We start from the raw sequence: 20,215 nt of genomic DNA, 5'->3' as shown, positions 1-20,215 counted from the left end.
GACTATTGACAATATTGGTCACTAGTCTGAGAATGCGGTTACTGTCCTGTTACCTCAATAAGGGAACCCATGCTCAGGCTCAAACCTGTCTCTATTGCCATTTGTTCGTTGTCCTTTGCCCTGGCGGCATGCGGCGACACGTCGGGGAGCGATGATCCGCGCAATCAGCCCCCTCTGGTAAGAACGGCGGCGGTGGCCGCTGCCGTCGATGCTTCCCGCGCGTTCACCGGCGTTATCGTTGCCCGGACGCAAAGCGATCTTGGCTTCCGGGTGTCAGGAAAAATCCTTGAGCGTCTTGTTGATACCGGCCAGACCGTTGAGCGCGGGCAACCGTTGATGCGTCTCGATCCCGCCGATCTGAACCTACAGGCCAAGGCTCAGCAACAGGCGGTTGCTGCCGCACGGGCGCGCGCCAGACAGACGGCGGGTGATGAGGCGCGCTATCGCGGTTTGGTTGCTACCGGCGCCGTATCCGCCTCCGCCTACGCCCAAATAAAAGCCGCCGCTGACACGGCCCGGGCAGAGCTCAGTGCCGCCCAGGCGCAGGCTGACGTAGCGAAAAATGCGTCGGCATATACCGTATTGCTGGCCGATGCCGACGGCGTGGTCATGGATACGCTGGCTGAACCGGGGCAGGTTGTCAGTGCCGGGCAGCCGGTGGTCAGGCTCGCCAGAGCAGGGCAACGTGAGGCCAGCGTGCAGTTGCCCGAGACGCTGCGGCCGGCTATCGGCAGCGAGGCGCGGGCCTCACTATACGGAAACCATACTCAGGCAGTGGCGGCGAAACTGCGCCTGCTGTCCAATGCGGCCGACCCGGTGACCCGCACCTTCGAGGCGAGGTATGTGCTGGAAGGTGCGCTGGCGGGTGCGCCGCTGGGTTCAACCGTTACGCTGCAAATAGCGAAAGATAAAATAGCCCGCGATGTTATGCAGGTGCCTTTGGCCGCCCTCTACGACCCGGGTAAAGGTCCGGGGGTCTGGAGTATTTCAGGCAAGCCTGCCAGGGTGACGTGGCGGGCGGTTCAGGTGCTGAGTCTGGGGGACGATGCGGCAAGCGTGAGCGGTAACCTCAAACCCGGCGATCGGGTGGTTGCACTGGGCGCGCATCTGCTGCATGACGGCGAGACCGTCAGAATGGCTGAACAGGGCGATGCCCGCGTAGCCGGGAGCAAACCATGAGCGACGGGCGTTTTAATCTTTCGGCGCTTGCCGTTCGCGAGCGTTCCATCACCTTATTCCTGATTATTCTGATTACCGTGGCCGGGATCCTCGCGTTCTTTGGGCTGGGGCGTGCGGAGGATCCGCCGTTTACAGTCAAACAGATGACGATTATCTCCGCCTGGCCGGGAGCGACGGCGCAGGAAATGCAGGACCAGGTTGCCGAACCGCTGGAAAAGCGTCTGCAGGAGCTGAAGTGGTATGACCGCAGCGAAACCTACACCCGCCCCGGTATGGCCTTCACCATGCTGTCGCTGCAGGACAGCACGCCGCCTTCGCAGGTGCAGGAAGAGTTTTATCAGGCGCGCAAGAAAATTAATGATGAGGCAAAAAACCTGCCGGCCGGCGTCATCGGGCCGATGGTCAACGATGAATTTGCCGATGTCACCTTTGCGCTCTTCGCGCTGAAGGCGAAGGGGGTGCCGCAGCGTTTGCTGGTGCGTGATGCTGAATCACTGCGCCAGCGGCTGTTGCACGTTCCGGGGGTTAAGAAGGTCAATATTATCGGCGAGCAGTCGGAGCGCATCTTTGTTTCTTTCTCCCATGACCGGCTGGCGACGCTGGGTATTTCTCCCCAGGATATTTTCTCGGCGCTGAACAGTCAGAACGTCCTGACGCCGGCAGGGTCGATTGATGCGCGCGGGCCGCAGGTCTTTATCCGTCTGGACGGCGCCTTCAACAAGCTGGATGCGATCCGCGCGACGCCCATCGTCGTACATGGCAGAACCCTGCAGCTTTCAGACGTCGCAACCGTGGAACGTGGTTATGAAGATCCGGCGACTTTCCTGGTGCGCAATCAGGGGGAACCGGCGCTGCTGCTCGGCATCGTGATGCGCGAAGGCTGGAACGGACTGGAGCTGGGGAAGGCTCTGGATGCGGAAACGGCCAACATCAATGCGGATATGCCGCTGGGCATGGCGTTGACCAAGGTCACCGATCAGTCCGTCAACATTAGCTCAGCCGTCGACGAGTTCATGATCAAATTCTTTGTTGCACTGCTGGTGGTGATGGTGGTCTGCTTTATCAGTATGGGGTGGCGCGTGGGGGTTGTCGTCGCCGCGGCGGTGCCGCTGACGCTGGCGATCGTCTTTGTGGTGATGGAGGCATCCGGCAAAAACTTCGACCGTATCACGCTGGGCTCACTGATTCTGGCGCTGGGCCTGCTGGTCGATGACGCCATCATCGCCATCGAAATGATGGTGGTGAAAATGGAAGAGGGCTATGACCGCATCAAAGCCTCCGCCTATGCCTGGAGCCATACGGCGGCTCCGATGCTGGCGGGTACGCTGGTAACGGCCGTTGGCTTTATGCCCAACGGCTTTGCGCAGTCCACCGCCGGCGAGTATACCAGCAACATGTTCTGGATTGTGGGCATCGCCCTGATTGCATCCTGGGTGGTGGCGGTCGTATTTACGCCTTATCTGGGCGTGAAAATGCTGCCGAAAATCAAAACGGTGGCAGGGGGCCACGCGGCGATTTACGACACGCGTCATTACAACCGTTTTCGCCGGCTGCTGACCCGCGTCATCGCGCGCAAATGGCTGGTGGCTGGCGCCGTGCTTGGCATATTTACCGCGGCCATTCTCGGCATGGGGCTGGTTAAAAAACAATTTTTCCCCACCTCCGATCGCCCGGAAGTCTTGGTAGAAGTACAAATGCCTTATGGCACCTCAATAGCACAGACCCATGCCGCAACGGCGAAAATTGAAGACTGGTTGCATCAGCAAAAAGAAGCAAAAATTGTCACCGCTTACATTGGGCAGGGTTCGCCGCGTTTCTATCTGGCCATGGCGCCAGAATTGCCCGATCCATCATTTGCCAAAATTGTGGTGCTGACGGACAGCCAGGAAGCGCGTGAAGCGCTCAAGTTCCGGCTGCGTGAAGCGGCGGCCAACGGGCTGGCGCCTGAAGCCCGCGTGCGTGTGACGCAGCTGGTGTTTGGCCCGTATTCCCCGTATCCGGTGGCCTACCGCGTTATGGGGCCGGATCCCGCCAGGCTGCGCGAGATCGCAAAGCAGGTGAAAACCGTCATGCAGGCCAGCCCGATGATGAGGACCGTCAATACCGACTGGGGGCCGCGGGTGCCGACGCTGCATTTTACGCTCGTTCAGGACCGACTGCAGGCGGTCGGGCTGACATCAAATGCCGTTGCCCAGCAGCTTCAGTTTCTGCTTTCCGGCGTGCCGATCACCGAAGTGCGCGAAGACATTCGTTCCGTGCAGGTCATGGGGCGCGCGGCGGGGGATATCAGGCTCGATCCGGCCAAAATAGCCGGTTTTACCCTGGTGGGGTCTGCCGGCCAGCGGGTGCCGCTGTCGCAGATTGGCGAGGTTGACGTGCGAATGGAAGATCCCGTACTGCGGCGCCGGGACCGTACCCCGACGATTACCGTGCGCGGGGATATTGCTGAAAACCTGCAGCCGCCGGATGTGTCTGCGGCGATAACCAAAGAGTTGCAGCCGATCGTGGATAAACTGCCGGCCGGATACCGCATTGAGCAGGCAGGGTCGATTGAAGAGTCCGGCAAAGCCACCAAAGCGATGGCGCCGTTGTTTCCGATCATGATTGCCATCACGCTGTTGATTATTATCCTGCAGGTACGCTCAATGTCGGCGATGGTGATGGTATTTCTTACCGCGCCGCTTGGGCTGATTGGGGTGGTGCCGACGCTGCTGCTGTTTAACCAGCCTTTCGGCATTAATGCGTTGGTTGGCCTGATTGCGCTGTCGGGCATTTTGATGCGCAACACGTTGATTTTGATTGGCCAGATCCACCATAACGAACAGGAAGGGCTTACGCCGTTCCATGCGGTGGTGGAGGCGACCATCCAGAGAGCCAGACCGGTGTTGCTGACCGCCCTGGCGGCAATTCTGGCGTTTATCCCGCTGACGCACTCGGTGTTCTGGGGGACGCTGGCTTATACCCTCATCGGCGGCACGTTCGGCGGCACCATCATCACGCTGGTGTTCCTGCCGGCGATGTATGCCATCTGGTTCAAAATCCGCCCGGAGGGCGCAAAACAGGCAGGAACCCCGATAACGGATTAGCAGGATGTGAACGTGGCGGGGTATGCCCGCCCGTTCACGGGGTGAAGGCGGGATAACCTGACAGATAGCAGCAGACCCGCCGCTAACTGTCAGAACAAACGTGAACGTATCGTGATTAAGCGAGGATGCCGTGGGGATCCAGAACGTATTTCGCCGCCACGCCGGCATCAAAGCTGGCATAGCCCTCGGCGGCGCTTTCCAGCGGGATCACCTTGGCATTCACAATCTTGGCGATCGGCAGGCGGTCATGCAGAATCGCATTCATCAGCTGCCGGTTATAGCGTAGAACCGGCGTCTGCCCGGTATGGAAGGTTTGCGCCTTGGACCAGCCGAGACCAAACTTCAGGCTTAACGATCCTTCGCGCGCCGCCTGCTCATGGGCGCCCGGGTCATCCGTTACATACAGCCCCGGAATACCGATATTGCCAGCCACGCGGGTAATGTCCATCATACTGTTCAACACTACCGCCGGCTGTTCTTTACCGGAGTGGCCCTTGGCTTCAAAGCCTACCGCATCAATGGCCGAATCGACCTCCGGCACGCCGACCACTTCGGCGATCATCTCGCCAAGCCGATCGTGTTTGCCTAAATCGATCGGCACAAAGCCCATTCTTTCGGCGTGCGCGAGGCGTTCTTTATTGAAATCGCCGACCATCACCACCGCTGAACCCAGGATCTGCGCGGAGGCCGCAGCAGCCAGACCCACCGGGCCGGCGCCGGCGACATAGGTGACAGAACCGACGCCTACACCGGCGGTGATCGCCCCGTGAAAGCCGGTTGGCAGGATATCTGACAGCATGGTCAGATCCAGAATTTTTGCCAGCGCCTGATCGCGGTCGGGGAATTTCAGCAGGTTGAAATCGGCATACGGCACCATAACGTATTTGGCCTGTCCGCCGACCCAGCCGCCCATATCCACATAGCCAAAGGCGCCGCCCGCGCGCGCCGGGTTAACGGTCAGGCACACGCCGGTATCAAGCTCGCGACAGCAGCGGCAGCGGCCGCACGCCACATTGAAGGGGACGGAGACAATATCGCCGACGTTAAGCATTTCAACATCGGAACCTTTCTCAATGATTTCCCCGGTGATTTCATGCCCCAGAACCATGCCGGCCGGCGCGGTAGTGCGGCCGCGAACCATATGCTGGTCCGAACCGCAAATGTTGGTCGACAGAACTTTGAGAATTACTGCGTGGTCGATTTTCTTGCCTGACGGGCTGACGAACTTTGGTTCATCAATATCCATCACCTCAACGTTTCCCGGCCCCTGGTATACAACGCCTCTGTTTGATGAGTGTCCCATAGTTGCTCCATATCATGCTGTAAGATGTCTATCTCTGAAGCAGAGTGAGCACTAAGTACCGCGATAGCGCACTGGTTCTGCACGCCCAGTCTAGGTGAATGGCGTTCCTGCCACTGATCTGATAACGACATAGGGAATTCTTATAACCTGCCTGATCGCGACATGCGGGGCGTTTATTGTCAGGATGCGGACGGCGAGTCTGTCAGTTGCACGACAACTTTCCCTTTTGCATGGCCAGCGGCGAGATAAGACAACGCGTTGATGCTGTCAGCAAATGAAAAAGTCTTATCGATTACCGGCTTCAGTTTTCCGGCATCAATCAGTGCGGCAATCTCTGACAGCTGGTCGCCGTTTGGCGAAACAAACAGGAAAGAGTAGCGGATCTGGCGGCGGGCGGCGCGGCTGATGATTTTCCGGCTTAACAGCCAGAACAGCGCTTTCATCACGCTATTCATTCCCCGCTGACGGGCGAACGGAAGATCCGGCGGACCGACGAGAGAAACAACCTCGCCATGGGGTTTCAGGATCTCAAGCGTCTTTTCAAGACCGTCACCCCGAACGGTTGCCAGCGCCAGATCGTAATTGCTCAGGATTTTATCAAAGTCGGCTTTCTTGTAATCGATCGCCTCATCGGCCCCCAGAGCGCTGACCAATTCCATGTTGGCCGCACTGGTCGTGGTGCCGACGCTGGCGCCAAGATGTTTTGCCAGCTGAATGGCGAATGTCCCAACCCCGCCGGAACCGGCAGGGATAAAGACGCGCTGGCCGGCGCTTAACTTCGCTCGCGAAAAGGCCTGCCAGCAGGTCAGAGCAACCATCGGGAGGGACGCCGCCTCGATAAAATCAAGGCGGGCCGGCTTCAGGGCGGCGGCACGCTCAGGCACCGCGGCATATTCCGCCAGCGCCCCTTGGTCCATATCAAACAGGCTGGCGAATACCGCGTCGCCCGGCTTGAAGCGGGTGACGTTTTTACCGACTTCCTCAACCACTCCGGCCAGATCGCTGCCCATAACCGCGGGCAGCGTCAGCTTGAGAATGGGTTTAAAACTCCCTGTCGGGATCATACAGTCGATCGCATTCAGCCCTGCGGCATAAACCCTGACCAGCAACTCATCATCGTTGATCGCCGGTCGGGGGATATTTTCAAACTGTAACTGGGCTGATTTACCATAACTTTTCAGCTGTAGTGCTTTCATCATGTATGTCCGTCGCTCTTTAAGGGAGATAGATTGCCGGGTTACTCGGTATCACGGGTATAACGTGGCGCCGGCTGCGCCTGCTGGAAGTTTGGCAGCATCGCCTGACGCGCCTGGTCAAACTCCGTCCATAACCGTTCTTCGTGCAGTGGGGGAATGGTCACCGGTTCGCGGCGGTCAAAACCGGCAAGGGCCGCATCCACCAGATCGCCGGCTTCCATCACGCCGCTCATCGTCGTAATGTCCGCCCCCGAACGCTGCCATATTTCGGTACGCGTCACGGCGGGCAGCACGGCCTGAACATATACCCCCTGCGGCGCAAGTTCGAGGCTCAATCCCTGGGAGAGGAACTGCACAAACGCTTTGGTGGCGCCGTAAGCCGTCAGGCCGAGTTCAGGAGCCAGCCCAACGACGGAACCGATATTGATGATGGCGCCGTTGCCGGCCGCAGCCAGACGTGGCGCCACGGCGTGCGCCAGGCGGACAACCGCAGACAGATTTACGGCTATCATCCGATCGATATCGGCAGCGCTCTGCGACGTAAAGCTGCCTGACAGCCCCATCCCGGCGTTATTCACCAGCACGGTGATGTCCTTATCGTCCCGCAGCCGCTGCGCCACGTTTTCGATCTCTGAAGGCTGGCTGAGGTCAGCCGGCAGGATGTCGATGCTCACGTTATATTGCGCGCGCAGCCGTTCAGCCAGCGCCGCCATACGCGTGGTATCGCGGGCAACCAGGATAAGGTTGTGTCCACGGCGGGCAAAACGATCCGCATAAACAGCGCCGATTCCCGTTGAAGCGCCGGTGATTAATACCGAGGTGGTGTCTTTCATCGCAATCTCTCTTAGGTTGTGGTTGTGGCAAAAACGCATGCTTTTTAAATGATGCTCGACATGTATAATAAATGTCAACCATCATTTAAAATGAAGGGCGATCGATATCCGGCGTTCAGGCGTTTGTGAGTGGGGGGCTGGGTAGGGATTCAATGGCTGGTGGTATGTACGATGAATCCACACTAGCCACACAGGGCGGCTGAAATGATAAGCAATGGGCTTATATCCACCAGATTGCTGCTCTCTGCCGCGAGGCGGAGTATGTTAACATCATCCCGCCGCACGCCAGACAGGCTGGGGATGCGGCGGTTGGAGCGATTGATCCGCGCTGATATTACGGGCTACAGGAGGAAAAATGGGACGCGTATCTAAAGAACAGATGGAACATAACCGGAAAAATATCATTAAAGCGTCCTCAGAACTGTTTCGTCAGCGGGGGCTTGACGGTGTCAGCGTAAACGACATTATGTCGGCCGTCGGCCTGACCCATGGCGGCTTTTATGGGCATTTTAGTTCCAAGGATGAGTTAGAGGCGTTGGCCTGCCGCCAGGCATTTGATGATACGGATGCTTTCCTGGATCAAGGCGACATGGGCAGCTTTGCACAACTGGTTGAATACTATCTTTCAACGGAACACCGTGATAACACCCGTAGCGGATGTACGGTCTCGGCGCTGGCCAGCGATGTGTTGCGTAAAGATCGTGAAAAGCCGGTTCGCGAGACTTACAAAGCTGGCGTCAAAAAAATGGCAGAGCGCCTGGCCGCGATTGAGGAAGATAAACCGGATACGGCGCCTGCCGACAAGCATCTGACACAGCTAGCGCTGATGGCGGGGGCGTTGATGTTGGCAAGGGCAACTGAAGGGGATGAAATTTCCGAACGTTTCCTTTCGGCAGCAAAAACAGCGCTACTCGGGACAAAGTGAAAGTGGCGTTAAAAATAGTGAAAACTTAAAAATACATTTAGGGGGTATTTTAATTGCAATCGGATGAGCAGATGTTAATAGCCTATAATAGGATTTAAATAAAATATAAAAACATGAAAAACGACGCTTCGATATCTAAAAGCGACAGGTGAATAAATAGTATTTAATATCTGGCGCGCCTCCCTAAAAAATCACGCCGTAATAAAAAATAAAATCAATAGGTTATCCTAAGCAAGCGACCAAACCGGCAGCGATTAATGTTATCCCTCCAGTATTTTTCTCTAAATGAAAATCATATGGTAGCCAATGATTTTATATAACTAATTGATGTTTATTGTGTTTTATTGATGGGTTCATTCGTGAATGTTGTTGTTATTTGGTGTGTAACGACGGTTTTGTTGAACACCCAAAAACTTTATGCGACTCTGCGGTTGAACTTGTCTGTCATTAATTTTCGAATTAGAAGTTAATCTGTTATCAATAACGGACTAATGACTTAATGACAGAATCAAAAAGACAGCGAATATTCCACGCTATAACCGCGCAGGGGAAGCGCATTCCCCTGTAATTTCGACCTACATCTGGTTAGAACACCCAAACAGGGGGAAGATGGCTATGGATAATATGACGTCCGTCTCGGCAGCCACGCTGCGTAAGGTGACAACCGCCGCAGCGATTGGTAATTTTGTCGAGTGGTTTGATTTCGCCGTCTATGGCTTTCTGGCGACGATCATTGCGCAACAATTTTTTTCGGCAGATCTGCCGCAGGCGGCATTGTTACAGACATTCGCCGTATTCGCCGTGGCTTTTGCACTGCGCCCGCTGGGCGGGGTGATATTCGGTATGCTGGGCGACAAACTGGGCCGCAAGCGTATTTTGTCTTTAACCGTGTTACTGATGGCGGGATCGACCACGATCATTGGTCTGCTGCCCACCTATGCCAGCATTGGCATGCTGGCGCCGCTGTTTCTGACCCTAACCCGCTGTGTTCAAGGGTTTTCTGCTGGTGGTGAATATGCCGGGGCCTGCGCCTATGTGATGGAGCATGCCCCTAACCACAAACGCGCCTGGTACGGCAGTTTTATCACGGTTTCTACCTTTTCCGCCTTTGCCGCAGCGGCGACGATTACCTATCTGCTGGATGCCAGCCTGAGCGCGGAGCAGATGAGCCGTTGGGGTTGGCGTATTCCTTTTCTGGTGGCGGCACCGCTCGGCCTGGTTGGCGTTTATCTGCGGCTGCGTATGGAAGAGACGCCGGCGTTTCGCGCGGCGCTTGCTGAATCCGCCACTGCCCACGCACCGTTAAGCGAGACGTTACGCCAGCAGGCGGGGAATATCTTGCGGCTGGGGGCGTTTATCTCTTTGACGGCGCTGTCGTTTTATATGTTCACCACTTATTTTTCCACCTTCCTGCAACTGGAAGGGCATTTTAGCCGTGCTGCCGCGCTGTTGGTTTCCACCGTTGCGCTGCTGTTTGCCGCTGGAATGTGTCCGCCGGTCGGTGCGCTGTGCGATCGGATAGGGCGCAGAAAAACCGTCGCCCTGACCGGAGTCTGGGTGATACTGAGCGTCTATCCTGCCTGGCAGTTGGCCAGCTCAGGCCATCTTTGGGCAGCGATTCTCGGCGATCTGCTGTTGGCGACCGGGGCGGTATTGTCCGGCGTGGTGACCGCGGCGCTGCTCTCGGAAGTTTTCCCCACCCGAGCGCGCTATACCGCCTCCGCGATTACTTATAATCTGGCCTACACAATTTTTGGCGGAACGGCGCCTTTAGTCGCGACCTGGCTGATCGGCTACACCGGCAGCAGCGTGTCACCGGCATTTTATCTGGCGCTGGTGGCATTACTGGCGCTGGCTGGTGGCCTGGCGCTGCCGGAAACCTCGCGCATTTCGTTGCATGGAGAACAAGATAAACGGTCGGCGCAGGCAGGCTTCAAGGCATTGAAAGCAGGGGGAGAGGGTTAGACGTCTCGTCGAGGTGTATAAGATCCCGGCACCGTCCGGGATCCACACGTTAAGGTGTATCTATCCGACTGAGCTATTGAATAATCTGCATATTTCGGTAGATTGAGAACCCTCTCAGTCAAACCTAGCGGGTTAGGGTAAATGCACAAAAGTGATAACGTAACGCCACGCGCTTACAAACAGGTGGATGTATTTACCACCTCGCCACTACAGGGAAACCCCCTGGCGGTGATCCTGGAAGCGGAAGGGTTGGATGAAGCGCAGATGCTTGCGTTAGCGCGCTGGACCAACCTTTCGGAAACCACCTTCGTTTTCAAGCCGACGCATCCGGCCGCAGATTACCGGGTGCGCATCTTTACCCCTGAAAAAGAGTTGCCCTTTGCCGGGCATCCGACATTGGGCACGGCCCATGCCTTACTGGAAGCTGGTTTGGTGACCAAACAACCGGGGGTGATGATGCAGGAATGCGGAGTCGGTCTGGTGGCGGTCAATATCCTGCCGGAAGGCACGCTGGCGTTTGCCGCGCCGGAGGTCACGCTGCGCACGCTGACGGTTGAAGAACGGCAGCAGTTGGCGGCCGATTTTCAACCGGCGGTAATGGCTACAGAGATTCTGCCGGTGGTGGCCGACATGGGCATCCGTTGGCTGATGGTGCGTATGCCAGACGCGCAATCCTGTCTGGCGATGACGCCAAACCAGGCCATGATTAAGAAGATGCAAATTGATTATCAGGTTGACGGCGTGGTGATTTATGGCGCTTATCCATCCGGCGATCCCGCAGATTACGAGATACGGGCGTTTCTGGTTGAGTGGGACAAGCTGGTCGAGGATCCGGTGACCGGCAGCGCTAATGCGTGTCTGGCCCGTTTGCTGCAGACCAATAATTTCCCCGACGGTGGTGTAACAGCACAAGGATATCAGGTCCGGCAAGGCACTCAACTGCATCGCGAGGGCCGGGTCAGCGTAAGTTTTATTCGCGATGAGCCGTGGATTGGCGGTCAGAGCTGTACGCTGATTGAAGGGGTGCTGAAGATTTAGGTGTATTTGGTGAGATTAAAAACGCTGAACGAGCTAATTGCTTATACGTAGCGGTTCAGCTGCATCTGCCGGCAACGCGTAATTTCTCAGTGTGATGCCGTTGATAAGGCAATCCGTCACGCTTTTCGATTACGCACGATATTTTCAATCTGCTCCGTATGCCGCTCTCCCCACTGACAGAGCGGTGCTAACGCGCGGGCCAGAGAGTCGCCGAAACCGGTTAAGGCGTACTCAACCCTGGGTGGGATTTCGCCGTAGTCGGTGCGCTCAACCACGCCATCTTGCTGAAGTTCTTTAAGCTGTTGAATCAATACCTTATCGCTTACTTTTCCAATAGCGCGCTTCAGCTCCCCGTAACGATGTACTTTATGGGCGAGGTAAAACAGTATCAGCGGTTTCCACTTTCCGCTTAGTACCGCCAACGACGCTTCCAGACCGCAGTTGAATTTTTTATTTAGCATAAGCTCTCATTCGCCGGGTACTTACCAAAAGGTGCATACTATACTAAATATTTAACTCTGTTTATGCTAGAGCTTTCCACTGTTGAGGAGAGCGTTATGAGCAGATTAGCGGGAAAAATCGCGGTGATTACTGGCGGAAATAGCGGTATCGGTCTGGCTACGGCCAGGCGCTTTGCCCGGGAAGGCGCTCAGGTGATCATCACAGGGCGGCGTCAGAAAGAGCTTGATGAAGCCATTGCGCTGATTGGTCATGAGGCGCTTGCGATTCAGGGTGACGTATCAAAACTGGCCGATCTGGAGCGTATTTTTTCTCATATCCAGCAAGTGAAAGGAAAAGTTGATGTCCTTTTCGCTAATGCGGGCTTGGGTGAGCTTCAGCCGCTTGGCGCGATTACCGAGGAATCGTATGAGTATACGTTTAACGTTAACGTCAAAGGGACGCTGTTTAGCGTGCAAAAGGCACTGCCGCTTATGCCGCAAGGCGGTTCGATTATTCTTACCGGCTCGACAACTGGCTCAATGGGCACGCCAGCATTTAGCGTTTACAGCGCTTCGAAAGCAGCAGTCCGTAACTTTGCCAGAAGCTGGGCGCTGGATCTGCAGGGAACAGGGATCCGTGTAAATGTCCTTTCACCTGGCTCCACAGCGACGCCAGGGCTGTTTAATGTACTGGAAAGCTCAGGGAAAAAAGAGAGTTTGTTGGCCAATTTCGCGCAGGAAGCGCCGCTTGGACGCATTGGTGATTCGGATGAGATCGCCGCCGTTGCCTTATTCCTGGCCTCTGACGAGAGCAGCTTTATGACTGGCAGCGAGGTCTTCGTTGACGGTGGTCTGGCGCAAATTTAAGGATACTCTGTATAAACCTGTAATGCCGCTCGGCAGACATAGCGCTGCCGGGCATAAATAAGCCGTGCGTTTTGGTGAAATCTGCAGAGGTAAGATAGCCATTCATTCTCAGATTTCACGTAGCGCGATCAAAATAGGAGGGCGTTTTGACCGATTATTGCGGGCTTTTGTCGGTACTCCAGTCATTGGAGATTCAGCTGCATCTGCCGGCGATGCGTAACAACACAGAGATCGTTGGCGAGTTGCTGCATGATGAATTTGAAGAAGTCGGTCGTTCAGGACGGCGCTATGACAAACGGCAAACCGTTGCGGCGCTGGCAACGGAAACTGAGCAGCTGCAAATTTTCGCCGAAGGGTTCCAGCTGACGATGATTAGCGAAGGCGTCGCATTGCTGAGGTATAAAAGTTTTCAGCGTGATACCAGTGGCAAAGTTGTGCGTCACACGGAACGTTCGTCAATCTGGCTGCTATCATCATCAGAAAAAGAAGCTCGTTGGCAGATGCGTTTTCATCAGGGCACGCCGATCGATGATTAAGCCTGGAGAAAATCTTTAAACCAGAATGATGGCCAAGGGATAAACCTTAGCAAATACTGTCGAAGATATCGGGCAAAGGTTGAAGGTGAGGTGAGATAGAGCGCCAAGAGATAGCCGGGTGCGCATCCATCAATCCAATTTAACATAATATACATTATGCGCACCTAGGTGCCGGTACACGGAATCTGTGTCTTTGGGCTTTATCATGGGTTTTCTACGTAATCCCACCTTTGTACATTCTATCCGGCAGATTCACTTTTTCCCCGGATCGACAACAACAGCTCAACCATATTCTGCGGATAAACAACTTCGCGGGTTGTTTTGAGTTCTTCCTCACTCCACCAGTGATGCTCGCTGATAACCTGCTTTTCATCATGGCTCCAGTTGTCACCATTGATCTGATGGTTAGCCACCCGCACGACGAAAAACCTTTCTTCAGCTTTTACTGTTTCACCGCTCGGTAACGTCATAACGAAATTTCGCTGTGCGACGCTTGCACCTATCTTGTCGCTTACAATGCCGGTTTCTTCCCACAGTTCTCTGATGGCCGCTTGCTCAAATGACTCGCCGCATTCAACGCCGCCACCCGGCGTTGCCCAATAAACAGGCTGAGAAAAACGGCGGGCTGAAAATCAAAGGCAGCGCTGATAAGGTCAATGAACTCTTGAGTTATATGGATAAGTTCGAGTTCTGGTTTAATATTGTAACTCCGTAAGGAATAGCCAGCGCCCTGCGGGGCGCTGGCTACGCATGTTTTCACCGTTTGAGGAAAGAGATCATGATAAAAACATGGGTGTTATCCGCCGCTCTGCTGCTGCCCGCCTTTGGTGCAACCGCCGGAGCCTACGACAGCCTGGCCTTTGCGCTGAATCAGCAAACGCTGATTAACGATCTGCGCGCGCACTGCCAGATCGCCAAAGAGGTGCCGGACGAGAAGATCAAATCGGTATTTATCAACAGCAAGGAAAACCACGACGCGCTCAGCGCCACCGCCAGCGCGTTGAAGAACCACCAGCAGGAACGGTATCAGCAACAGCTGAAACGCATTCACTGCCCGGACTTCACTCAGCAGTGATATCAGTATGACCAGCGATCGCGCCCGGCCTGCTTGGCGCGGTACAACGCCTCATCGGCCTCGGCAATCATCTGCGGCGGCGTCAGCCGCCCGGCCGAGGCGGCAATTCCCAGGCTGACGGTAACCAACCGGCTGACTGCCGATGCGGCATGGGGTAATGCCGCCTGCTCTATCCTGGCCCGAATCCGTTCGGCAACCTGCGCAGCCTGCTCCGCATTAGCGTGCGCCAATACCAGGGTGAATTCTTCCCCGCCGTAGCGGGCAACCAGATCTTCCGGCGTTCTGACCGCCGCTGCCAGCAGCGCGGCGACGTCCGTCAGGCACGCATCCCCCGCCTGATGACCATAGCGATCGTTGTAGTGCTTGAAGTAGTCGACGTCGACCATGATCAGGGCGAACGGTACCTGTACGGCGCACAGGCTGGCGAGATGGGATTCCAACGCCCTTCTGTTGGCCAGCCCCGTCAGCGGGTCCTGCAACGCCAGCGTCTCCAGGCGAGAGATCAGCAGTTGGTTTTCCTGATAGCGTGACCAGGCTTCATCAAACCAGCGCAGCAAGGTCTGACGACCGTAAATCACAATAACGGTGAAGATCAGCCATATCACCGCAAAATGGCCGTTGACGCCATGATTAAGCTGGATGCTGGCCAGCGGCGTGATAAGCCACAGCGGAGTAAGAAACAGCGCGAACCCCGGAGGATAAAAATAGAGTGAGGTCATGCCGGTCAGCATCAGTATGCATACCAACGGCCAGGCGAACGGCAACTGCCAATAAGCCACGAAGCCAAAACAGCTGATAGCCCAGAGCACGCCCAGCAACGGCAGCAGCAGTAAGGCCCACAGGCGGACACGGCGACCGTCGCCACCTTTTCCGATGCGGGAAACACCCCACAGAATAAGTGACAGCGTCACTACTGTCGCCATCATGCCATCCATAATAAAGGGGATAACGGCGCCGATATGCAGCGTGGCGTCGAAACCGGGGAACAGCAGATTACGCAATACCACCAGCATGGCGAAGGCGATATTGATGGACGCCAGCCAGGGAAGACTGCTGCATATCGCCTGGTTGACCATATCATCCCGATGCGCCAATACTCCGGGTTGTCGCCGTTTATTCTCTTTTCCCATATCTACGTTCTGCCGCTAGCCAAGGTTATCACGTTCCCCTTCCCTTAACGCCAAGAGCCGGAAGGTCACACGGAGATAATTCTCCATTATTCTCCACGTATTTTCCTGTTTTAGCTTAGGTAAGACGTTGCGGAACCGCAATGATAGGGCATTCTTTATCAGAAACGCGGGTTACATGCGAGGGAGTGCGGAAACATGCCGGACAGCGCTTCCGGCATGTCAATTTACGCTATGGCGTTACTTGCTCAGTTTTGCCTTGGTGGGCGTGGCGGTAAAACTGACGTCACTACAGCTGAAGAAAGTTTCCCGCGCCGGATCGATACGTTCCCACTGCACATAGAGCAAAGTGTGTTGACCGTTCACCCGATCCTGCGGAATGTCCACCTCGATCTGATAGACCCCGGCATTGTCACCCGGCGGAACAATCACCTCGGTCACCGTCAGCGGTTCCAGTACGCCCCAGCTCAGCGTTTGCGTGGTTGGATCGAACTCTTTTTTGGCGATATAGATATTCCACTTACTGGGTTCGTGGATCTTGGTGGCGTCATAGTACAGCGTTGCTTTGCCGTCTTTGACCGTTACGCTGGAAACCTGCCAATCCTTATGCGGCTGGTCGATACCTTCAAACTTGGCCACCCCGGCGGAGCACAAATGGCCATCGGGCACTTTATCCGCCGGCGAGCTGGTGCCCTCCAGGTTTTGCGAATAGGCCGGCCATTCGACAAACATCTGCCGGCGTTCCCAGACCGGGATGCTGTCCTGTTTAAACAGAAAAGCGGCGCGGCAGGCGGCGTTGGGTATGTTGGAACCGTCATCGGGGTAGTTATAGCCGCCGTCGTTCTCGCAAATCACCTGACGCGCCTTGGGGATCTGCGTGGCGCCATGCTTGGGGCCAATACTTTGTTGGACTTCACTTCTCTTACTGGCCTCCTCTGCCTGAGCGGACAACGAGCAGGTAAACGCCAGCAGTGCACATAATGACAAGGTCTTGGTGCGGTTACTCATCGGGTACTTTCCTTATGCGAACGTTCCCGCCTTCAGGGAATGAAGGCGGAGCTTGATACGGCAGGGGTAATAACTGCCCTGCCACCTACAAAAATCCGCATGGTGTTGAAGTCATGAATAACAAGCAAAGTCGGACAAGGAATATGACAGTTTCGTGACGCCAGCTTACTGTAGGCCAGGAGTCAGGAACGCGCAAACTTGCTTCTGTGCACCAATTATTCGCTGAGTAACGGTTGTCGGTTGACGTCAGTGAAAATTCAGAGCTTTCTGTCTGTCGCTCTCCTGGCGTTATGCATATGCCCTTTCCTTGTTTATCCGTGGCTCAATCAATAACTTTTTGCTCTATGCCGGCGCACTTTATATCGTCGAATAAAGCCTTATTATTTATCCCAGAAAAGGTTATCGAAGAAATAAATGTGGTTTATAAATAATCGCTTAGCCTTTGTTGCGGCCGCCCGTCGGTGCGCCTTTTATCACTAAACGATAAAAAACTCGTTACAAGACAGTATGTTGCAAAAAAGTAACAGTTCGCCCTCTTGTTAAACCCGGCGCGATTCTGTTATGGCGCATATTTTCGGCCACAAAATCAACAACGTATTGATTCATATAGGGAAAATCTAAACAAAATTAAACAAAATAAATGATTGAGCCACAGGTTAAAAACAAATATATTGGGCGCGCTTTTATGCAGAGCAAATCATTTGTTAATTCAATTATTCAATCAGGCGTTGTCAATAACCCTGGTTGTAGGAGTGATATGATGACGGATAAAGTCCGTATTGATACTTTAGGTGCCGATTCATTTAATGGAAACAACGAAACCTATTTGGCCAGACAGGCTGAATTTGAATCAAACGTTAGGAGTTATCCTCGTAAATTGCCATTAGCGATTGCGAAGGCTCAGGGTGTCTGGCTGACCGATGTTGAAAACAAACAATATCTTGATTGCCTGGCCGGCGCGGGTACGCTGGCGCTGGGCCATAATCATCCTGATGTCCTGCAGAGCATCCAAAATGTCATTACCAGCGGCTTGCCGTTACATACGCTCGATCTGACTACGCCGTTAAAAGACGGCTTCTCTGCCCACCTGCTCTCTCTGCTGCCGGGTCAGGGGAAAGAGTACTGCCTGCAGTTCTGCGGCCCTTCCGGCGCCGACGCGGTGGAAGCCGCGCTGAAACTGGCGAAGAAGCACACCGGCCGCAGCGGCGTGATCAGCTTCTCCGGCGGCTACCACGGCATGACCCACGGCGCGCTGTCGGTCACCGGCAACCTGTCGCCGAAAGAAGCCATCAACGGCATGATGCCGGAAGTGCAGTTCATGCCTTACCCGCATGAATACCGTTGCCCGCTGGGTATCGGCGGCGAAGCCGGCGTCAAGGCGCTGAGCTACTACTTCGAAAACCTGATTAACGACGTTGAAAGCGGCGTGCGTAAGCCAGCGGCAGTGATCCTGGAAGCAGTTCAGGGCGAAGGCGGCGTGAACCCGGCGCCGGTCGAGTGGCTGCAGCGTATCCGTAAGGTGACGCAGGAGCACGGTATTCTGCTGATTATCGACGAAGTGCAGGCCGGCTTTGCCCGTACCGGTAAATTCTTCGCCTTCGAGCACGCCGGCATTGAGCCGGACATCATCGTAATGTCGAAAGCGGTCGGCGGCGGCCTGCCGTTGGCGGTGCTGGGCATCAAGAAGCAGTTCGACGCCTGGGAGCCTGGCCACCACACCGGCACCTTCCGCGGCAACCAGCTGGCGATGGCGACCGGCCTGACCACGCTGAAGTACCTGCAAGAACACAACATTGCCGACAAAGTAGCCGCTCAGGGCGAATGGCTGAAAGGCAAGTTGGCCGAACTGCAGCAGCGTTACCCGGTGATTGGCCACGTACGCGGCCTGGGTCTGATGCTCGGCATCGAGATCGTCAAACCGCACGAAGCGCCGGATCATATGGGCAGCTACCCTGCCGATGGCGAGCTGTCCGCGCTGCTGCAGAAAAAATGCTTTGAAGGCGGCCTGATTCTGGAACGCGGCGGCCGTCACGGCAGCGTGCTGCGTCTGTTGCCTTCCCTGCTGATCAGCAATGAAGAGCTGGGCGTATTCCTGGATAAATTTGAAAACGCTCTGTTGAGCGCGGGCGTTAAGCCTGTCTGAGTGGAGTTGAACGCAATGTCCAAGTCAAACCCGATCCTGGCCGGCTCAGCGCAAAGCATTGAAGCCTACCAGCAGGCGATCGCCCAGAGCAGCGAGGCGGTGGCACAGTGGCTGCAGCAGCCTGAGATGTATCAGGGTAAAACCGTGGCCGAACTGCGCGAGCGCATTCAGCTGGACTTCAATCCGCAGGGCCTGGGCAACCAGGCGGCGATTGAACGTGCGGTTGAATACTTCCTGCAGGACAGCCTGGCGGTACACCATCCGCAGTGCGTGGCGCACCTGCACTGCCCGAGCCTGGTGGTCAGCCAGGCCGCCGAGGTACTGATTAACGCCACCAACCAGAGCATGGACTCCTGGGATCAGAGCCCTTCCGCCACCATCATCGAGATGAAGCTGGTCGAATGGCTGCGTGAACGCGTGGGTTACCAGCCTGGCGACGCCGGCGTGTTCACCAGCGGCGGCACCCAGAGCAACCTGATGGGGCTGATGCTGGCGCGCGATGCCTTCTTCGCCCGTCAGGGACACTCGGTGCAGCAGGACGGCCTGATCGGCGATCTGCGTAAAATCAAAGTGTTCTGCTCTGCCAATGCCCACTTCTCGGTGCAGAAGAACATGGCGCTGCTGGGCTTCGGCTATCAGTGCGTGACGCAGGTGAAAACCGACGAGCGCGCGCGGATGGATCTGAACGATCTGGCGGAAAAAGTGGCTCAGGCGCATGCCAACGGCGAACAGATTATGGCGATTGTCGCCACCGCCGGCACCACCGACGCCGGCGCGATCGACCCGCTGCGTGATATCGCACAGATTGCGGCGCAGCACCAGATCTGGCTGCATGTGGATGCCGCCTGGGGCGGCGCGCTGCTGCTGTCCGAGCAGTACCGCCACTATCTGGACGGTATTGAACTGGTGGACTCCATCACCCTGGACTTCCACAAGCAGTTCTTCCAGACCATCAGCTGCGGCGCGTTCCTGCTGAAAGAGGCGCGCCACTATGAGCTGATGCGCTATCAGGCGGCTTACCTGAACTCCGAGTTTGACGAAGCGCAGGGCGTGCCGAACCTGGTGTCCAAATCGCTGCAGACCACCCGCCGTTTTGACGCATTGAAACTGTGGATGGGGCTGGAAGCGCTGGGGCAGCAACAGTACGCCGAGATTATCGATCACGGTATTACCCTGTCGCAGCAGGTGGCGGAATACGTCAACGCGCAGCCGACGCTGGAACTGGTGATGCAGCCGCAGCTGGCCAGCGTACTGTTCCGTTCACGTCCGGCACAGCTGGCGGACGACGCCGCGGTGGCGCTGCTGAATCAGCGTATCGGCGATAACCTGCTGGAATCCGGTCAGGCCAACGTTGGTGTGACCGAATTTAACGGCGTCACCTGCCTGAAGCTGACGCTGCTGAACCCGACGGTAACGCTGGACGACGTCAAGCGCCTGCTGGATCTGGTAGACAGCGCCGCACAGGGGCTGGCAAACGCCTAAGCGCCCTGCCGA

At 55.9% G+C, this 20,215-nt stretch carries 16 protein-coding genes and 2 pseudogenes; 11 read left to right on the top strand and 7 right to left on the bottom strand.

Annotated features, from left to right (window positions below; translation table 11 throughout):
- Nucleotides 1-69: 69 nt before the first annotated feature.
- The gene (locus tag CLM71_RS11980; protein WP_105231205.1) at nucleotides 70-1,179 is read left to right on the top strand and encodes an efflux RND transporter periplasmic adaptor subunit; all 1,110 of its coding nucleotides are present in this window, start codon (nucleotides 70-72) and stop codon (nucleotides 1,177-1,179) included.
- The gene (locus tag CLM71_RS11975; RefSeq protein WP_105231204.1) at nucleotides 1,176-4,265 is read left to right on the top strand and encodes an efflux RND transporter permease subunit; all 3,090 of its coding nucleotides are present in this window, start codon (nucleotides 1,176-1,178) and stop codon (nucleotides 4,263-4,265) included. Before CLM71_RS11980 ends, CLM71_RS11975 begins: the two co-directional genes overlap by 4 nt.
- Before the next feature lie 115 nt (nucleotides 4,266-4,380).
- Here CLM71_RS11975 and fdhA read toward each other — a convergent pair whose 3' ends face one another.
- The 3 genes from fdhA to CLM71_RS11960 all read right to left on the bottom strand — a co-directional run bounded on the left by fdhA (nucleotide 4,381) and on the right by CLM71_RS11960 (nucleotide 7,597).
- The gene (gene fdhA, locus CLM71_RS11970) at nucleotides 4,381-5,568 is read right to left on the bottom strand and encodes a formaldehyde dehydrogenase, glutathione-independent (protein WP_105231203.1); all 1,188 of its coding nucleotides are present in this window, start codon (nucleotides 5,566-5,568) and stop codon (nucleotides 4,381-4,383) included.
- A gap of 179 nt (nucleotides 5,569-5,747) precedes the next feature.
- Nucleotides 5,748-6,764: an NADP-dependent oxidoreductase gene (locus CLM71_RS11965; RefSeq protein WP_105233348.1), complete on the bottom strand. Its 1,017-nt coding sequence runs from the start codon at nucleotides 6,762-6,764 to the stop codon at nucleotides 5,748-5,750.
- Between the two features lie 41 nt (nucleotides 6,765-6,805).
- The gene (locus CLM71_RS11960; protein WP_105231202.1) at nucleotides 6,806-7,597 is read right to left on the bottom strand and encodes an SDR family oxidoreductase; all 792 of its coding nucleotides are present in this window, start codon (nucleotides 7,595-7,597) and stop codon (nucleotides 6,806-6,808) included.
- Nucleotides 7,598-7,952: 355 nt separating this feature from the next.
- Between CLM71_RS11960 and CLM71_RS11955 the strand changes: the two genes are divergently transcribed.
- The 3 genes from CLM71_RS11955 (at nucleotide 7,953) to CLM71_RS11945 (ending at nucleotide 11,525) form a co-directional block, all read left to right on the top strand.
- Nucleotides 7,953-8,522, top strand: a complete 570-nt coding sequence (locus tag CLM71_RS11955) for a TetR/AcrR family transcriptional regulator (RefSeq protein ID WP_105231201.1) — start codon at nucleotides 7,953-7,955, stop codon at nucleotides 8,520-8,522.
- A gap of 615 nt (nucleotides 8,523-9,137) precedes the next feature.
- Nucleotides 9,138-10,487 (top strand): MFS transporter, encoded by a 1,350-nt coding sequence (locus CLM71_RS11950; RefSeq protein WP_105231200.1) that lies wholly within the window; start codon nucleotides 9,138-9,140, stop codon nucleotides 10,485-10,487.
- A gap of 141 nt (nucleotides 10,488-10,628) precedes the next feature.
- The gene (locus CLM71_RS11945) at nucleotides 10,629-11,525 is read left to right on the top strand and encodes a PhzF family phenazine biosynthesis protein (protein ID WP_105231199.1); all 897 of its coding nucleotides are present in this window, start codon (nucleotides 10,629-10,631) and stop codon (nucleotides 11,523-11,525) included.
- A gap of 116 nt (nucleotides 11,526-11,641) precedes the next feature.
- Here CLM71_RS11945 and CLM71_RS11940 read toward each other — a convergent pair whose 3' ends face one another.
- Nucleotides 11,642-11,986: a helix-turn-helix domain-containing protein gene (locus CLM71_RS11940; protein ID WP_105231198.1), complete on the bottom strand. Its 345-nt coding sequence runs from the start codon at nucleotides 11,984-11,986 to the stop codon at nucleotides 11,642-11,644.
- Nucleotides 11,987-12,082: 96 nt separating this feature from the next.
- Here CLM71_RS11940 and CLM71_RS11935 point away from each other — a divergent pair, with 96 nt between their 5' ends.
- Together CLM71_RS11935 and CLM71_RS11930 are read left to right on the top strand one after the other, a co-directional pair.
- Nucleotides 12,083-12,832 (top strand): SDR family NAD(P)-dependent oxidoreductase, encoded by a 750-nt coding sequence (locus tag CLM71_RS11935; RefSeq protein ID WP_105231197.1) that lies wholly within the window; start codon nucleotides 12,083-12,085, stop codon nucleotides 12,830-12,832.
- Between the two features lie 146 nt (nucleotides 12,833-12,978).
- Nucleotides 12,979-13,368, top strand: coding sequence for a DUF4440 domain-containing protein (locus CLM71_RS11930; RefSeq protein WP_105231196.1), 390 nt, complete (start codon nucleotides 12,979-12,981; stop codon nucleotides 13,366-13,368).
- A 239-nt stretch (nucleotides 13,369-13,607) separates the two neighbouring features.
- Here the strand turns inward: CLM71_RS11930 and CLM71_RS11925 are convergent.
- Nucleotides 13,608-13,928: pseudogene (locus tag CLM71_RS11925) on the bottom strand (NUDIX hydrolase); the annotation flags it as partial.
- Between the two features lie 41 nt (nucleotides 13,929-13,969).
- On the opposite strand from CLM71_RS11925, the pseudogene CLM71_RS11920 reads away from it, so the two are divergent.
- A pseudogene (locus CLM71_RS11920) lies at nucleotides 13,970-14,083 on the top strand (alkyl sulfatase C-terminal domain-containing protein); the annotation flags it as partial.
- 63 nt (nucleotides 14,084-14,146) lie between these two features.
- Nucleotides 14,147-14,443, top strand: a complete 297-nt coding sequence (locus tag CLM71_RS11915; RefSeq protein WP_105231194.1) for a YicS family protein — start codon at nucleotides 14,147-14,149, stop codon at nucleotides 14,441-14,443.
- A gap of 2 nt (nucleotides 14,444-14,445) precedes the next feature.
- Here the strand turns inward: CLM71_RS11915 and CLM71_RS11910 are convergent, their stop codons facing one another.
- Both CLM71_RS11910 and CLM71_RS11905 read right to left on the bottom strand, forming a co-directional pair.
- A complete protein-coding gene (locus CLM71_RS11910; RefSeq protein ID WP_234008645.1) occupies nucleotides 14,446-15,573 on the bottom strand; it encodes a GGDEF domain-containing protein in 1,128 nt (375 codons plus the stop codon).
- A 237-nt stretch (nucleotides 15,574-15,810) separates the two neighbouring features.
- Nucleotides 15,811-16,578, bottom strand: coding sequence for a lytic polysaccharide monooxygenase auxiliary activity family 9 protein (locus CLM71_RS11905; protein WP_105231192.1), 768 nt, complete (start codon nucleotides 16,576-16,578; stop codon nucleotides 15,811-15,813).
- Nucleotides 16,579-17,335: 757 nt separating this feature from the next.
- Here CLM71_RS11905 and CLM71_RS11900 point away from each other — a divergent pair.
- Both CLM71_RS11900 and CLM71_RS11895 read left to right on the top strand, forming a co-directional pair.
- The gene (locus CLM71_RS11900) at nucleotides 17,336-18,721 is read left to right on the top strand and encodes a diaminobutyrate--2-oxoglutarate transaminase (RefSeq protein ID WP_172606278.1); all 1,386 of its coding nucleotides are present in this window, start codon (nucleotides 17,336-17,338) and stop codon (nucleotides 18,719-18,721) included.
- Nucleotides 18,722-18,736: 15 nt separating this feature from the next.
- Nucleotides 18,737-20,203 (top strand): aspartate aminotransferase family protein, encoded by a 1,467-nt coding sequence (locus CLM71_RS11895; RefSeq protein ID WP_105231190.1) that lies wholly within the window; start codon nucleotides 18,737-18,739, stop codon nucleotides 20,201-20,203.
- Nucleotides 20,204-20,215: the final 12 nt, after the last annotated feature.

Source organism: Serratia sp. MYb239, from assembly GCF_002966855.1.
GTDB lineage: Bacteria > Pseudomonadota > Gammaproteobacteria > Enterobacterales > Enterobacteriaceae > Serratia_B > Serratia_B rhizosphaerae.
This window is presented reverse-complemented; position numbering and strand designations above follow the sequence as displayed.